This window comes from Lysobacter enzymogenes (genome assembly GCF_017168095.1).
Classification (GTDB): domain Bacteria; phylum Pseudomonadota; class Gammaproteobacteria; order Xanthomonadales; family Xanthomonadaceae; genus Lysobacter; species Lysobacter enzymogenes_D.
The window spans coordinates 25,905-40,330 of the sequence record NZ_LXSD01000411.1; the positions used below are offsets into that span (position 1 = coordinate 25,905).

Sequence of the window (14,426 nt, forward strand, 5' to 3'; positions counted from 1 at the left end):
AACTCGCGACATCTACCTTGGCAAGGTAGTGCTCTACCAACTGAGCTATTCCCGCTGATTTTTCGCTTTCGCCGCGGCCGGGCGAAGGCCGGGCCGGGGAAACAAAAGGCGTCCGGCTCGGCCGGGCGCCTTGGGTGCCGCGGATGCGCCGCTGTCGCGTCGCATCGGTTTGGAGCGGGAAACGAGACTCGAACTCGCGACATCTACCTTGGCAAGGTAGTGCTCTACCAACTGAGCTATTCCCGCTGATTTTTTCAACCCTGGCGATGCCGCTGCCAGCGTTGCGAATTTGGAGGCCGAGGTCGGAATTGAACCGGCGTACGCGGATTTGCAGTCCGCTGCATAACCACTCTGCCACCCGGCCGGTGACGTCGACACATGTTGCCTTAACACTACGACGGCTGGCAATCCCGAATCGTACCGGATCGCAACCCTCGTCTAAAAAAACAAACCCCCGCGAGGGGGTTTGATTTCAAGACATTCGCATTACCGAGCGTCTTTGAATCTGGAGCGGGAAACGAGACTCGAACTCGCGACATCTACCTTGGCAAGGTAGTGCTCTACCAACTGAGCTATTCCCGCGGAGGAAGCGATATTTTAGGCATCGAAAGAAAACTGTCAACTGTTTCCTTAATGCGCCCCGGCGCCCGCGACGGCGGCGGTTTTCCCCGCCCTGCCGGCCCGATGCCGCGCGATGCGCGGTTTCATCGGCCCGGCCGCGCTCAGCGCGGCCCGCCGTTGTCGGCGCGCATGATCGGCCAGGCCGCGCGCAGGTAGGCCAGGCCCGACCACAGCGTCAGCAGCGCCGCGGCGGCCAGCAGCCATTCGCCGATCTGGAACACCGGCAGGCCGAGGAAGCGCTCCTGGTACAGCAGGCACACCAGCGCGACCATCTGCACGATGGTCTTGATCTTGCCGATCGCGGCGACCTTGACCGCGGCGCGCTGGCCGAGCTCGGCCATCCACTCGCGCAGCGCCGACACCGCGATCTCGCGGCCGACGATGACCGCGGCCCACAGCGTCATCCACACCGTCGGGTGCTTCTGCACGATCAGCAGCAGGGCCACCGCGACCATGAGCTTGTCGGCGACCGGGTCGAGGAAGGCGCCGAACGCCGAATACTGGTCGTAGCGGCGGGCGATCCAGCCGTCGAGCCAGTCGGTGACCGAGGCGAAGGCGAAGATGAACGCGGCCGCGAGGTTGGTCCACGGGTAATCGAGGAAGAACACCACCACCAGCACCGGGATCAGGACGATCCGGGCCAGAGTCAGCATGGTGGGTACGGTCAACTTCATCCTTCGCTCCGCTTGGGTTCCGCCGGCCCGGCGGTCGTGCGCTGCTTGCCGCCCTTGGCCGCCTTGGGGGCGGCCGCCGGCGTTGCCGGGCCCGGGGCGGCGGCCTCGTCCGGCGCGTCCAGCCCGTGCAGGGCGGCGTAGATGCGCTCGGCCAAGGCTTCGTTGACGCCCTCGACCCGGGAAATCTCTTCGATCCCGGCCGCCTTGAGCCCGCCCAGGCCGCCGAAATGCCGCAACAGATTAGCGCGTCGGCGCGGCCCGATGCCGGGAATGTCTTCCAGCCTACTGCTGTTGCGGGCCTTCTGCCGGCGCCCGCGGTGGCCGGTGATGGCGAAACGGTGCGCCTCGTCGCGGACCTGCTGGACCAGTTGCAGCGCCGGCGACTCGGCGCCGGGACGGACGGTGCGCCCATCCGGCAGCAGCAGTTCCTCGTCGCCAGGGCGCCGCGCCGGGCCCTTGGCCACGCCGACCAGGATCACCCCGTCGACGCCCAGTTCGTCCAGCGCGGCGCGCGCCTGCGCGACCTGGCCGGCGCCGCCGTCGATCAGCAGCACGTCCGGCATGACCCCGCTCCCGCCCTCGCGCTCGGCGCGAGGGCGTTCGTCGGCGCGCGAACCAGTGGTTCGCAAACGCGCCGCCTCACCCTCTTCCACCGCGCGGCGGAAACGCCGGGCGATGGCCTGATTCATCGCCGCGTAGTCGTCGCCCTCGGTGATGCCGGCGATGTTGTAGCGGCGGTACTGGCTGCGCACCGGGCCCTGTGCGTCGAACACCACGCACGAGGCGACGGTGGCTTCGCCCATGGTGTGGCTGATGTCGAAGCATTCGATGCGTTGCGGCAGCGCCGGCATCTTCAGCAGGTCGCGCAGCGCCTCGGCGCGCAGCTGCTGGGCGGCGTGGCTGGTCATTTCGGTGGCCAGCGCCATCTCGGCGTTGCGTCGGGCCAGATCGAGGTAGCCGGCGCGTTCGCCGCGCACGTTGCTCTTGATCTGCACGCGGCGCTCGCCGGCGGCGGAGAAGGCCTGCTCGAACAGTTCGCGGTCGGGCAGGTCGCGGTCGAGCACGATCTCGCGCGGCGGGGTCTGTTCGCCGTAGTACTGCGAGATGAAGGCGGTCAGCACTTCCTCGGGGTTGTCGCTGCCGTTGGTCTTCGGGAAGAACGCGCGAGTGCCGAGGTTGCGGCCGTCGCGGAAGGCCAGCAGCAGCACGCACGCGGCTGCGCCGGACATCGCCAGCGCCAGCACGTCCAGGTCGGCGGCGCGGCCGTCGACGTATTGGCGCGCCTGCAGGCTGCGGATGCTGGCGATGAGGTCGCGCAGGCGCGCGGCGTCTTCGAAATCCAGGCGCGAGCTCGCCGCCTCCATGTCGCGGCCGAGCTCGTCGGTGAGCTCGTCGCTGCGCCCTTCCAGGAACAGGCCGGCGCGGCGCACGCTTTCGGAATAATCGCGCGCCGGCACCAGGCCGACGCAGGGCGCGCTGCAGCGGCCGATCTGGTGCTGCAGGCACGGCCGCGAGCGGTTGCGGAACACGCTGTCCTCGCAGCTGCGCAGGCGGAACAGCTTGTGCATCAGGTTGAGCGTGTCGCGCACCGCGCCGACGCTGGCGTAGGGGCCGAAATAACGCCCGGCGACCGCGCGCGGGCCGCGGTGCATGGCGATGCGCGGCCACGCCTCGCTGGTCATCAGCACGTAGGGATAGCTCTTGTCGTCGCGCAGCAGCACGTTGTAGCGCGGCTTGAGCGACTTGATCAGCTGGTTTTCCAGGATCAGCGCTTCGGCCTCGGTGCGGGTCACCGTGACTTCCATGCGCACGGTCTGGGCCAGCATCGACATGATCCGCGCTGATTTGGGCGTGGCGTTGAAATAGCTGGAGACGCGGTTCTTGAGCGCGCCGGCCTTGCCGACGTAGAGCGCCTTGTCGTCGGCGCCGAGCATGCGGTAGACGCCGGGCGCGGTGCTCAGCTGCTTGACGAAGGCCTTGCCGTCGAACGGCGCGGGCTTGGCCGGAACGGGCGTTTGCTCGCTCATGCGCGCGCGCTCCGAGGGGTGCGGGCGCAGCGCGACGCGGCCGCGCAGGCGCGGCGGGAAACGGCGGGAACGATGGCGGGCGTCGCGGGTGGAAGCATCGGCGGCGGCTGGCGGCCGGCGCGGCGGCCGGCGGATCGGGGCGGGAACTGAATTGGGTCGATTATGCGCGAGCGCAAGGGGCGGCGATGGGATGCGCGGCTGAATGCGCTGGCGCCGCAAGGCGTCGTGGGCGGTGCGGTTGGAGCGGCCGCGGCGAGCCGGCCGAAAAGCGTCGGGCCTGAAGGCCCTCCCACAAAAGCTTCGGAGGCGTCGGAACCAGGCCCGATCCCAGCTCAGCGCTGTTGCAACTCGCGCCGCAGGCGCGCGATGGCGCCGTCGGCCGCGCGGTCGAGCAGTTGGAAGACATGCTCGAACTGGGCCGGGCCGCCGGTGTACGGGTCGGGAATCTCGCCGTCGGTGACGGTGCCGCACCAGTCCAGCAGCAGCGCGCTTTGCGCGGTCGCGTCCCTGGGCGCGCGGGCGCGCACGTCGCGTAGGTTGGCGCGGTCGGCGCACAGCAGCCAGTCGCATTCGCGGTAGTCGGCGGCGGCCAGCTGGCGCGCGCGCAAACCGGAGATGTCGATGCCGTGCTGCGCGGCGTTGGCGATCGAGCGCCGGTCCGGCGGTTCGCCGACGTGCCAGTCGCCGGTGCCGGCCGAATCCAGTTCGATCAAGCCGCGCAGCGACGACGCCTCGATGCGCGCGCGCAGCACGCCCTCGGCCACCGGCGAGCGGCAGATGTTGCCCAGGCAGACCACCAGCAGCCGCATGGCTTACCGGCCCTGGCCGGCCGGATCCTGCTTGGCCGCGCCCTCGCCCGCCGCGCCCTGCGCCGCCAGGAACGCCTCGGCGCGGGCCAGGTCTTCGGGCGTGTCGACGCCCGGCGGGAACGCTTCGGGGCTGATCCCGACCGCGATGCGGTAGCCGGCTTCCAGCGCGCGCAGCTGTTCCAGCGATTCGATCTGCTCCAGCCGGCCCGGGCGCATCTTGGCGAACTTGCGCAGGAAGCCGGCGCGGTAGCCGTAGATGCCGATGTGGCGCAGCCATTCGCCGCCGCCGGGCATGCGCTCGCGGTCCTTGGCGAAGGCGTCGCGCGGCCACGGGATCGGCGCGCGGCTGAAGTACAGGGCGTCGCCGTTGGCCGCGCGCACCAGCTTGACCGCGTTGGGATCGAACAGGGTTTCGACTTCGGTCACCGCGACCGCCAGGGTCGACATTTCGGCACCGCTGTCGCGCAGCGCGTCGGCGACGGCGACGATGCCGGCGACCGGGGCGAAGGGTTCGTCGCCCTGCAGGTTGACCACCACGGTGTCGTCGCGCCAGCCGGCGAGGTCGGCGCATTCGGCCAGGCGGTCGGTGCCGGAGGCGTGGTCGGGCGAGGTCATCGCCACTTGCACGCCGCTGCCCTTGAGCGCATCGGCGATGCGCTGGTCGTCGGTGGCGATCCACACCTCGCGCGCGCCGGCGGCGAGCACGCGGCGGGCGACGTGCAGCACCAGCGGTTCGCCGGCGAGTTCGCGCAGCGGCTTGCCCGGCAGGCGCGAGGCGGCGTAGCGGGCGGGGATGGCGACGACGAAGTCCTGGCTCATGTTCGGCTCCGGAGCGGTGCGGCGGAAGGCGTGGTGCGTGGTGCGTGGTGCGTGGTGCGTGGTGCGTGGTGCCGAGTATCGCGAATGCGGCGTGAGGGTGCGCGGCGCGGGAGTGGGTGACGCGGTTGGCGCGGTTTCGCGGTCGCGGCTTGCGCCGCTCCTACAGGTAGCCTATGTAGGGGCTGCGCGAGCTGCGACCGCGCAAAACCGATTGCAGCGTCACTTGCGCTTGAGCGTCTGCAGCTTGTCCAGCAGCGACACCCAGAACGCTTCCGGCAACTCCGCCCGCACCGGCACGCTGTAGTACGACTCCGGATCGAAACCGCCCTGCCCGTCCAGCGGGATCTTGACCGCGTCCTTCTCGGTCATCAGCACCGGCAGTTTGCTGCCGAAGGCGAAATCGGCGGCGGCGTAGCGGTGGTGATCGGGAAAGGCGTGCGGAACCACGGCGATGCCGACGCCGCGCAGCATGGCGAAGTAACGCTCCGGGTCGCCGATGCCGGCGACCGCGTGCACGCGCTTGCCGGCGAAGCCGTCGAGCCGCAACGGGCGCGCGCCAAGCAGCGGCTGGGCCTGGTCGGCGATCAGGCGCATCGGCCATTCGCCGAAGCCGGCGCCGAGCGGCGCTTCGCCGGCGGCGGGCTGGGGCAGATTGACCACGCGGAAGTCGCACTGCGCGCCGCGTTCGGGCGGTTCGCGCAAGGGGCCGGCGGGCAGCAGCTGGCCGTTGCCGTAGCGGCGGCGGCCGTCGACCACTTCGATCTCGATGTCGCGCGCCAGCCGGTAGTGCTGCAGGCCGTCGTCGCAGATCACCAGGTCGCAGCCGGCCTCGGCCAGCGCGCGCGCGGCGCTGGCGCGGTCGCGGTCGGCGCGGACCTTGACGCCGGTGCGGCGCGCGATCAGCACCGGCTCGTCGCCGCCGCTGCGCGGGTCGGTAGTGCGTTCGACCCACAACGGCGTGGCCGCGTCGTCGCGGCCGTAGCCGCGGGTGGCCACGCCCGGGTTCCAGCCTTCCTGCTTCAGGCGCTGGACCAGGGCGATGGTCAGCGGCGTCTTGCCGGCGCCGCCGGCGGTGATGTTGCCGACCACCAGCACCGGCACGCCGGGATGGCGGCGGCGCTTGAGCCCGCGGCGGTAGAGGCTGCGGCGCAGGCCGGTGACCGCGGCGTACAGGCCGGCGAGCAGGCGCGCGTGCGCGGGCACCGCGCTGTCGTCGTACCAGTAGGCCGGCGGGCCGCCGCGGCGTTCGGCGCTCATCGCGGCGCGCTCCGGGTCGCGGCATGCGGCGCGGATGCGCGGCGAGGCGCCGCAACGGCGCTCGTCGCAGCGCGTGCGTGACGGTCGGCGATATCGCCGGCGGCGGCGAAAGCCATCGCCACGCACGCGGCGTCCGAACTCGCGCGCTCGATCGCGCCAGGGGCCGCCGCTTTCATTCGGCCTCGCGGAACTGCATGCGGTGCAGGTGCGCGTACAGGCCGCCGTGGGCGAGCAGTTCGCTGTGCGAGCCGCGTTCGACGATGCGGCCCTGGTCCATCACCAGCACCTGGTCGGCATGTTCGATCGTCGACAAGCGATGGGCGATGACCAGGGTGGTGCGATCGGGCATCAGCCGTTCCAGCGCGTCCTGCACCAGCCGCTCGGACTCGGTGTCGAGCGCGGCGGTGGCCTCGTCGAGGATCAGGATCGGCGCGTCCTTGAGCATCGCGCGGGCGATCGCCAGGCGCTGGCGCTGGCCGCCGGAGAGCTTGCCGCCCTTGGCGCCGATCGCCGCGTTCAAGCCGTCGGGCAGCTTGTCGACGAACTCGGCGGCGTTGGCGCCCTGGATCGCGCGCGCGAGCGTGGCCGCATCGACGTCCTGCATCTCGCCGTAGGCGACGTTGGCCGCGACGGTGCCGTCGAACAGCATCACCTGCTGGCCGACCAGGGCGATCTGGCGGCGCAGGTCGGCGAGCTTGTAGTCGGTGAGGTCGTGGCCGTCGAGCAGGATCTGTCCGGACTCGGGATCGTAGAAACGCGGAATCAGCTTGATCAGGCTCGACTTGCCGCTGCCGGAGCGGCCGACGATGGCGGTGACCGTGCCCGGCCGGGCGACGAAGCTGATCCCGCTCAGCGCCGGGCGCTCCTGGCCCGGATAGCGCGCGGTGACGTCGCGGAACTCGATCAGCCCGCGGCTGCGCGCGAGCGCGCGCTCGCCGCTGTCGGGCTCCTCGGCGGCGTCGAGCACCTCGAACAGGCGCTCGGCCGAGGCCACGCCGCGCTGGAGCATGTTCTGCACGTTGGTCAGCTGGCGCAGATTGGGGATGATCGCCATCATCGACACCATCAGCGTGACGAAGCCGCCGGCGTCCAGGCGCCCGGCGAAGGCCTCGCGCCCGGCCACGAACAGCAGCAGCGCCAGGCCGACCGAGCCCATCAGCTGGACCATGCCCGAGGCGATCGAGCGGGTAGATTCGACCTTGAGGCTGAGCTTGAGGTAGTGGTCGGCGATCGCGCCGTAGCGGTCGAGCTCGGACTTCTGCGCGCCGTAGACCTTCACTTCCTGCTGGTTCGACAAGGCCTGATCGGCGGCCAGCAGCAGCTGCGCCCCGCTCTCCTGGATGCGGTGGCTGATGCGGCGATAACGGCGGCCGACCTTGTCCATGACCCAGGCCAGCGGCGGCGCCATCAGGAACACCGCGACGGTGACCTGCCAGCTGGTCCACAGCATCACGCCCAGCAGCGCCAGCGCCTGGGTCGACTGCTGCACCATCACCTTCATCGCATCGACCGAGGCCTGCGCGACCTGATCGCTGTCCGAGCCCAGCCGCACCAGCATCGACGGCACCGGCTCGGTGTCGAAGCGCGAGCCCGGCAGGCGCAGGTACTTGCCCAGCACCTGCACGCGCAGGTCGCGGGCGACGCCGCGGCCGGACTTGGCCATGTAGTAGTCGGTGACATAACCGGCGATGCCGCGCAGCACGAACAGGCCGACGATCGCCGCCGGCAACCACACCGCCACCGAGCTGTTCTTGGCGATGAAGGTCTGGTTGATGATCGGGTCCATCAACTTGGTGAAGCCCGCGCCGGCGACGGCTTCGATCAGCATGCCGATCCCCGCCAGCCACAGCAGGTTGCGGTAAGGCAGGGCGAAGCGCAGCAGCCGGCGATAGGTCTGCCACGGCGAGGCGTTCGGATCCGCCGTCACCGTGCGGCTCCCGAGGGCGCGGCGGCGGCAGCGGGCTTGGCCGCCGCCGCGGACGGCGCCGGCGGCGCGGTCGCGCTCATGATCTTGCGGAAGCCGAGCTGGCCGAGCGCGTCGTAGACGGTGACCACGGCCTGGTACGGCGTGCGCGCGTCGGCGCGCAGCATCACGGTGCGGTCGCGGTCGTCGCCGGCGACTTCGGCGATGGTGGTCTTGAGCGAGTCCAGGTCGTCGCGCAGCACCTCGCGGTCGCCGACGAAATAACGGCCTTCGGCGTTGACCAGCACCACCAGCGCCTGGCTGGCGTCGCCGGACGGCTCGCCGGTGGCGCGCGGCAGCTCGAGCTTGAGCACCGAGCGCGCGTCGAAGGTGGCGGTGACCACGAAGAAGATGATCAGCACCAGGATCACGTCGATCAGCGGGACCAGGTTGATCTCCGGCTCGTCGTCGGCGCGGTGGTCGCGAATGCGCATGCGGGCGGCGCCTCAGCCCTGGCCGCCGGCCAGGCGCACCGGACGCGGCTCGCTGGCGCGGCCTTCGCCGGGATGCTGCTGCAGCACGTCGACCAGGGCGATGGCCTCGTGCTCCATCGCCACGATGTATTCGGAGATGCGGCCGCGGAACCAGCGGTGCGCCATCAGCGCCGGAATCGCCACGATCATGCCGGTGGCGGTGCACACCAGCGCCTTGCCGATGCCGCCGGCGAGCTGGTTGACGTCGCCGATGCCGTGGTCGTTGATGACCAGGAACATCTGGATCATGCCGACCACGGTGCCGAACAGGCCCAGCAGCGGACCGGCCGCGGCGATGGTGCCGAGCGTGTTCAGGTAGCGCTCCATGCGGTGCACCAGATGCCGGCCCACGTCCTCGATGCGCTCGCGGATTTCCTCGCGCGGGCGGCCGCGCACGTCGAGCGCGGCGGCCAGCAGCGCGCCCAGCGGCGCGGTCGCGCGCAGCGACTCGATGTGGGCCGGATCGAGCTTGCCGCCGGCGGCCCAGGCGCGCACTTCCTGGCCCAGGTTCGGCGGCAGCACCGCGCGCCGGCGCAGGGTCCACAGCCGCTCGATGATGATCGCCAGGGCCACGGCCGACAGGATCAACAACGGAATCATCGGCCAACCGCCGGCCTTCACCAGTTCCAGCACTCGCGAACCCCCGGCCCGTGGCCGACTTCAATCCGGCCGATAGGATAGCCCAGGCGCGCGCCGGCTCGCGTCCCACAGCCTTGGGTGTGCCTGGCGTCGCGTTTCCAGGCGCAGGCCCGCGTTGCCGGCGGCTGCATCCGCCGACGCGCGCAAGCCGATCCGCAGGGCGCCGCCGGCGGCGGTGTCGGTGACCTTCGCGCCGGCGCGACGCCAGCGCTCGACCACGTCCGCGCGCGGATGGCCGAAACGGTTGCCGTAGCCGCTGGAGACCAGCGCATAGCGGGCGCCGACCGCGCGCACGAAGGCCGGATCGGACGATTCGGCGCTGCCGTGGTGGGCGACCAGGACCACGTCGGCGCGCACCGCCTCGGCCGGCGCCTGCGCCGCGCGCCGGACCAGATCGCGCTCGACCACCTCGCCGATGTCGCCGGTCAGCAGCGCGCTGCCGTGCGCGCTGTCGATGCGCAGCACGCAACTGGACTCGTTGCGCAGATAGGGAAAGTGCCGGGGCGGATGCAGGAAACGCAAGCGCACGCCGTCCCAGCGCCATTCGCGGCCGGCCTCGCAGGTCTTCAGATCCAGGCCGCGCACGGCTTCGCCGGCGATATCGGGCGGCCCCAGCCGCAGCGGCGCGGGAAACGCGCGCAGCACCGCGGCCAATCCGCCGGCGTGGTCCTGATCGCCGTGGCTGGCGACCGCCGCATCGAGCCGGCGCACGCCCAAGGCGTGCAGCGCCGGCACCACCGCGCGCTCGCCGGCATCGAAGCCGTCGCGCACCGCCGGGCCGGCGTCGAACAGCAGGCTGTGATGGGCGGTGCGCACCAGCACCGACAGGCCCTGGCCGACGTCGATCACCACCAGTTCGGCCTCGCCCGGCGCGGGCAGGCGCCGGTCCGGCCACAGCAGCGGCAGCCACAGCAGCAGCGCCAGCGCCTTGCCGGGCGTGCCGCGCGGCAACAGCAGCCAGAACGCGCCGAGCAGGGCCAGCGGCAAGGCGAACCAGCGCGGCTCCGGCAGCCACCACAGCGCCAGGCCGCTGCCGGCCAACGCCTGGAACCAAGGCCAGCCGGGTTCGAAACAGGCCGCAGCCCAGCGCCAGGCGAACGCGCCGGCGCCGGCGTGCACCGTTTCCAGGCCGGTGCCGATCAAGGCCAGCGGCACCACCGCCAGGCTCCACCACGGCACCGCGATCAGGTTGGCCAGCGGTCCGGCCAGCGAGGCCTGGCCGAACAGCGCCGCGCACAAAGGCAGCAGGCCCAGGCTGGCCACGCCCTGGGCCGAGACGAAACCGCCCAGGCGCTCGCGCCAACCGCCCTCGCCCGCCGCCGGCAGGCACCACAGCAGCCAGGCCACGCCGAGGAAGCTCAGCCAGAAACCGGCGCCGAGCAAGGCCAACGGATCGGCCAGCATCACCGCGATCGCCGCCAACGCCAGCGCATCGGCGCCGCGCTGCGGCCGTCGCAGCAGCCGCAACCCCGCCACTACCGCGATCATCAACCAGGTGCGCACCGTCGGCAGGGCGAAACCGGCGGCCGCGGCGTACAGCAGGCCGCCGGCCATCGCCGCCGCCGAAGCGGCCGCGACCGCAGGCACGCGCCGGCCGAGCGCCGGCAGCAGCCACCACAGGCCGCGCGCGAACAGGGCGAAGAAGCCTGCGGCGAGGCCGACGTGGAAACCGGAAATCGCGATCAGGTGGGTCAGGCCGTTGGCGCGCAGCACTTCCCAGTCGGCATCGTCGAGGCCGCGCGTGTCGCCGAGCGCGAGCGCGCGCACGAAGCGCGCCGCCGGCGTCGGCACCGCCGCGGCGATGCGCGCGCACATGGCTTCGCGCCACGCGTCGAGCCCGGTGGGCGGCGCGAGCAGGCGTGCGTTGAGCTGCGGATCGCGCAGATAGCCGTTGGCGCTGAGCCGCTGCGCCAGCGCGTACTTCTCGGCGTCCGGGCCGCCCGGGTTGCGCAGCCCGCGCGGTGCGCGCACCCGAGCCTGCAGGCGCCAGCGCTGGCCGGCTTTCAATGCGGCGCGCGGCTGCGGATCGTCGTCGTACCACGCCAGGCGCAGCAAGCGGCCGCGCAGCGGCGCCGGCTGCGAGGCGTCGTCGTCGACGCGGAAGCGGAACTGGCTGCGGCGCGCTTCGTGCGCGGGCAGATCGACGATGCGGCCACTGAGGGTCGCATCGCGCCTTTCCCAATCCGGCGGCAGTTGCAGGGCCAGCGCATGCGCCGCATGCAGGCTCGCCAGGGCGAAGCCGAACGCGAATGCGGCCGGTGCGCGGGCGCGATGCAGTCGCCACCATCCGAGCGCGGCGAGCGAGAGCAGCGGCGCCATCGCCTGCCAGGGAAGCAATCGCGGCGCTGCCAATGCGGCGGCGATGCCGGCGAGCAAGGCGATCGCGACGAGCTTTCCGAACGGCGGCGTCCTTGCCGCTGCGAACATGGCGTTCTCCTTCGCCGGGGGTGCGGTTGCATTGCGATCAGGGCCGCGAGGTCGCGGATCGCGCTGGTCGGCGTGGACAACCTTAGCGATGCGACGAAGACGGGCGCATCGCCTGGAATCCGGGATCGGCGTAGGCCCTCGGCGCGGCGAAGGGTCGGAAAACGGCGATGGGCGTTGTGCAGGACGGCCAGGCACGACGGACGGTCGGCGCCGGCGTCGGAAGGTTCGCCGTAGTTCGATTGTCGCGGTCGCGGCTTGCGCCGCTCCTGCAGTCGGATCGCGTAAATCACGTATCGACTGAACGCGGAAGCTTGGCGACCCGCGCTCGCGTCGCAGCGTTCGTCGTCATCGGCGTGTCGCGGTCGCGGCTTGCGCCGCTCCTACAGATGGATCGCGCAGCGGGCGCGGGCGCGGGTCAGATCTCGCTCGCGGCCAACTCGCGCAGCCTGCCCTCGTGTAGTTCCATCACCCGGTCCAGCCGCCGCGCCAGGCGGCGGTCGTGGGTCACCATCACCAGGCTGGTGCCCTGGTCGCGATTGAGCGACAGCATCAGCTCGAACACGGTGGCCGCGGTCTTTTCGTCGAGGTTGCCGGTGGGTTCGTCGCCGAGCACGCAGGCCGGGCGGTTGACCAGGGCGCGCGCGACGGCGGCGCGCTGGCGTTCGCCGCCGGACAGTTCGCCGGGCTTGTGGCCGAGGCGATGGCCGAGGCCGACCGATTCCAGCAACGCGGTCGCACGCGCGGTGGCGTCCTTGACCGACGGCGAATCGCGGCCGCCGAGCAGCACCGGCAGCATCACGTTCTCCAGCGCGGTGAATTCCGGCAGCAGATGGTGGAACTGGTAGACGAAGCCCAGCGCGCGGTTGCGCAGCAGGCCGCGGGCGCGGTCGGACAGCGAGCTCATGCGCTGGCCGGCGACGTACACCTCGCCCGCGGTCGGTGTGTCCAGGCCGCCGAGCAGGTGCAGCAGCGTGCTCTTGCCGGCGCCGGATGCACCGAGGATGGCGACCGTTTCGCCACGGCTCACCTCGAAGTCCAGGCCGTTGAACACCGGCGTGTGCAGCTTGCCTTCCGAATAGGTCATCGCCAGGCCCTGGCAGCTGAGCACGGTCTGCGCGGCGTCGGACGGGTTCGCGCTGTGCGCGGCGGAGTTACTCATAGCGCAGCGCCTCGGCCGGGGCCGTGCGCGCGGCGCGCCAGGCGGGATAGATGGTGGCCAGGAACGCCATGGCCAGGGCGACGCAGGCGATGATGGTCACGTCGCTGGTCTGCAGGTCGGTCGGCAGGCCGGTGATGTAGTAGACGTCCTCGGGCAGCAGCTGCACGCCGAGCACGCTCTCGATGGCCTTGAGGATGTGCTCCAGGTTCAGGGTCAGCACGATGCCGCCGATCACGCCGAGCACGGTGCCGATGATGCCGATCAGGGTGCCCTGGACCACGAAGATGCGCATCACGCTCATCGGGGTGAGGCCGAGGGTGCGCTGGATCGCGATGTCGGCCTGCTTGTCGGTGACCAGCATCACCTGCGAGGACACCAGGTTGAACGCGCCCATGGCGATGATCAGCGACAGCAGGATCGCCATCACCGTCTTCTCCATCTTCAGCGCGCGGAACATGTTGGCGTTGTCGCTGCTCCAGTCGGTGACCCGGTACGGGCCGCCGAGGTTGACCGCCAGGTCGCGCGCCACGTCCCAGGCCTGGTCCATGTCGTGCAATTTCAGGCGCACGCCGGTGACGCCGTCGCCCATGCGCAGCACCCGCTGCATGTCCTGCATGTTGGCGACCGCCATGCCCTTGTCGTATTCGTTGTAGCCGGCCTCGAAGATGCCGCTGACGGTGAAGCGCTTGAGCTGCGGCATCGCGCCCATCGGCGTGCTGCGGCCGTCGGCGGTCATCATCACCACGCTGTCGCCGACCTGGGCGCCCATCCACAGCGCGAGCTCCTTGCCGAGCACGATGTTGAAGCTGCCCGGTTCGAGCGAATCGAGCTTGCCCTGCACCATCTTGTCGGCCAGCACCGAAACCCGGCCTTCCAGCGCCGGATCGACGCCGCGCACGATCGCCGGCTGCTGGCGCGTGGCCGAGAGCAGCGCTTCCTTCTCGACATACGGCGCGGCGCCGGCGACGCGCTTGTCGGCGGTGGCCATTTCCACCGCGTGGCGCCAGTCCGCCAACGGCTCGCCGTAGGCGCTGACCGTGGCGTGCGCGGCCATCTGCAGCATGCGGTCGCGGATCTCGCGCTGGAAGCCGCTCATCACCGCCAGGGTGGTGATCAGCGCGGTCACGCCCAGGGCGATGCCGGCGATCGAGGCGAGCGAGATGAAGGAGATGAAGCCGTTGCGGCGCTTGGCGCGCAGATAACGCAGGCCGATGGCGACTGAGATGGGTTTGAACATGTAGCCATGATCGGGGTTGGGGATTGGGGATTGGGCGGAAATCCAGGCTCGGCGCGGCCTGGCCGCTGTCCGAATCCCGCATCCCGTATCCCGAATCCGCGCTCATGGTGCCATCGAACGCGGTGCGGACGCATCGACTGCGACCGCGGCGGCCAGCCGGAGTTCACGCCGGCCGTGAGCGCCGAGGCTGTCGGGCCACCACAGCAGGCGGCCGCGGCGGCCGTCGGCGCCGCGGAATTCCAGGCGGACCAGCGGGCCGCGCCAGTACAGGCGGGCCTGCGCGATCGGCGCCTCGTCGAGCCAGGCGCGGGCGCCGGCCAG

Annotated in this window: 10 protein-coding genes, 3 tRNA genes and 3 pseudogenes; 1 reads left to right on the plus strand and 15 read right to left on the minus strand. The window is 71.2% G+C overall.

The genetic code is table 11. The annotated features are described in order from the left end of the window. Positions 1–170: 170 nt before the first annotated feature. From A7A76_RS17780 to uvrC, 5 genes and pseudogenes are all read right to left on the minus strand, one after another. Positions 171–246, minus strand: a tRNA-Gly gene (locus A7A76_RS17780). Positions 247–290: 44 nt separating this feature from the next. Beyond that, positions 291–364, minus strand: a tRNA-Cys gene (locus tag A7A76_RS17785). A gap of 142 nt (positions 365–506) precedes the next feature. Further along, positions 507–582 (minus strand) — tRNA-Gly (locus A7A76_RS17790). Positions 583–722: 140 nt separating this feature from the next. Further along, on the minus strand, positions 723–1,295 hold the full coding sequence (gene pgsA, locus A7A76_RS17795) for a CDP-diacylglycerol--glycerol-3-phosphate 3-phosphatidyltransferase (protein WP_206412459.1): 573 nt from the start codon (positions 1,293–1,295) through the stop codon (positions 723–725). Positions 1,296–1,405: 110 nt separating this feature from the next. Then, positions 1,406–3,322 (minus strand): annotated as a pseudogene (gene uvrC / locus A7A76_RS17800) (excinuclease ABC subunit UvrC); the annotation flags it as partial. Positions 3,323–3,484: 162 nt separating this feature from the next. Here uvrC and A7A76_RS26835 point away from each other — a divergent pair. Beyond that, a pseudogene (locus tag A7A76_RS26835) lies at positions 3,485–3,628 on the plus strand (DUF6053 domain-containing protein); the annotation flags it as partial. 26 nt (positions 3,629–3,654) lie between these two features. Here A7A76_RS26835 and A7A76_RS17805 read toward each other — a convergent pair. The 10 genes and pseudogenes from A7A76_RS17805 to A7A76_RS17850 all read right to left on the minus strand — a co-directional run. After that, the gene (locus A7A76_RS17805) at positions 3,655–4,131 is read right to left on the minus strand and encodes a low molecular weight protein-tyrosine-phosphatase (protein ID WP_206412461.1); all 477 of its coding nucleotides are present in this window, start codon (positions 4,129–4,131) and stop codon (positions 3,655–3,657) included. A 3-nt stretch (positions 4,132–4,134) separates the two neighbouring features. Beyond that, complete coding sequence (gene kdsB, locus A7A76_RS17810; protein ID WP_206412462.1) at positions 4,135–4,950, minus strand: 3-deoxy-manno-octulosonate cytidylyltransferase; 816 nt, start codon at positions 4,948–4,950, stop codon at positions 4,135–4,137. A gap of 219 nt (positions 4,951–5,169) precedes the next feature. Continuing rightward, positions 5,170–6,207, minus strand: coding sequence for a tetraacyldisaccharide 4'-kinase (gene lpxK / locus A7A76_RS17815; protein WP_206412463.1), 1,038 nt, complete (start codon positions 6,205–6,207; stop codon positions 5,170–5,172). Between the two features lie 172 nt (positions 6,208–6,379). Next, the gene (msbA, locus tag A7A76_RS17820) at positions 6,380–8,134 is read right to left on the minus strand and encodes a lipid A export permease/ATP-binding protein MsbA (RefSeq protein ID WP_343225359.1); all 1,755 of its coding nucleotides are present in this window, start codon (positions 8,132–8,134) and stop codon (positions 6,380–6,382) included. Then, positions 8,131–8,604, minus strand: coding sequence for an ExbD/TolR family protein (locus tag A7A76_RS17825; protein WP_206412464.1), 474 nt, complete (start codon positions 8,602–8,604; stop codon positions 8,131–8,133). The genes msbA and A7A76_RS17825 overlap by 4 nt, the downstream gene beginning before the upstream one ends. A gap of 12 nt (positions 8,605–8,616) precedes the next feature. Further along, the gene (locus A7A76_RS17830) at positions 8,617–9,276 is read right to left on the minus strand and encodes a MotA/TolQ/ExbB proton channel family protein (protein WP_074865316.1); all 660 of its coding nucleotides are present in this window, start codon (positions 9,274–9,276) and stop codon (positions 8,617–8,619) included. Positions 9,277–9,303: 27 nt separating this feature from the next. Beyond that, on the minus strand, positions 9,304–11,709 hold the full coding sequence (locus tag A7A76_RS17835) for a DNA internalization-related competence protein ComEC/Rec2 (protein ID WP_206412465.1): 2,406 nt from the start codon (positions 11,707–11,709) through the stop codon (positions 9,304–9,306). 415 nt (positions 11,710–12,124) lie between these two features. Further along, positions 12,125–12,868, minus strand: coding sequence for a lipoprotein-releasing ABC transporter ATP-binding protein LolD (lolD, locus tag A7A76_RS17840; RefSeq protein ID WP_206412466.1), 744 nt, complete (start codon positions 12,866–12,868; stop codon positions 12,125–12,127). Continuing rightward, positions 12,861–14,105, minus strand: coding sequence for a lipoprotein-releasing ABC transporter permease subunit (locus A7A76_RS17845; protein WP_074865311.1), 1,245 nt, complete (start codon positions 14,103–14,105; stop codon positions 12,861–12,863). Before A7A76_RS17845 ends, lolD begins: the two co-directional genes overlap by 8 nt. 102 nt (positions 14,106–14,207) lie before the next feature. Continuing rightward, positions 14,208–14,426 (minus strand): annotated as a pseudogene (locus A7A76_RS17850) (hypothetical protein); the annotation flags it as partial.

Excerpts from the sequence above, each read along its gene's own strand:
- pgsA (WP_206412459.1), bottom strand. The coding sequence starts at position 1,295 with ATGAAGTTGACCGTACCCACCATGCTGACTCTGGCCCGGATCGTCCTG.
- A7A76_RS17805 (WP_206412461.1), bottom strand. The coding sequence starts at position 4,131 with ATGCGGCTGCTGGTGGTCTGCCTGGGCAACATCTGCCGCTCGCCGGTG.
- kdsB (WP_206412462.1), bottom strand. The coding sequence starts at position 4,950 with ATGAGCCAGGACTTCGTCGTCGCCATCCCCGCCCGCTACGCCGCCTCG.
- lpxK (WP_206412463.1), bottom strand. The coding sequence starts at position 6,207 with ATGAGCGCCGAACGCCGCGGCGGCCCGCCGGCCTACTGGTACGACGAC.
- A7A76_RS17825 (WP_206412464.1), bottom strand. The coding sequence starts at position 8,604 with ATGCGCATTCGCGACCACCGCGCCGACGACGAGCCGGAGATCAACCTG.
- A7A76_RS17835 (WP_206412465.1), bottom strand. The coding sequence starts at position 11,709 with ATGTTCGCAGCGGCAAGGACGCCGCCGTTCGGAAAGCTCGTCGCGATC.
- lolD (WP_206412466.1), bottom strand. The coding sequence starts at position 12,868 with ATGAGTAACTCCGCCGCGCACAGCGCGAACCCGTCCGACGCCGCGCAG.
- A7A76_RS17845 (WP_074865311.1), bottom strand. The coding sequence starts at position 14,105 with ATGTTCAAACCCATCTCAGTCGCCATCGGCCTGCGTTATCTGCGCGCC.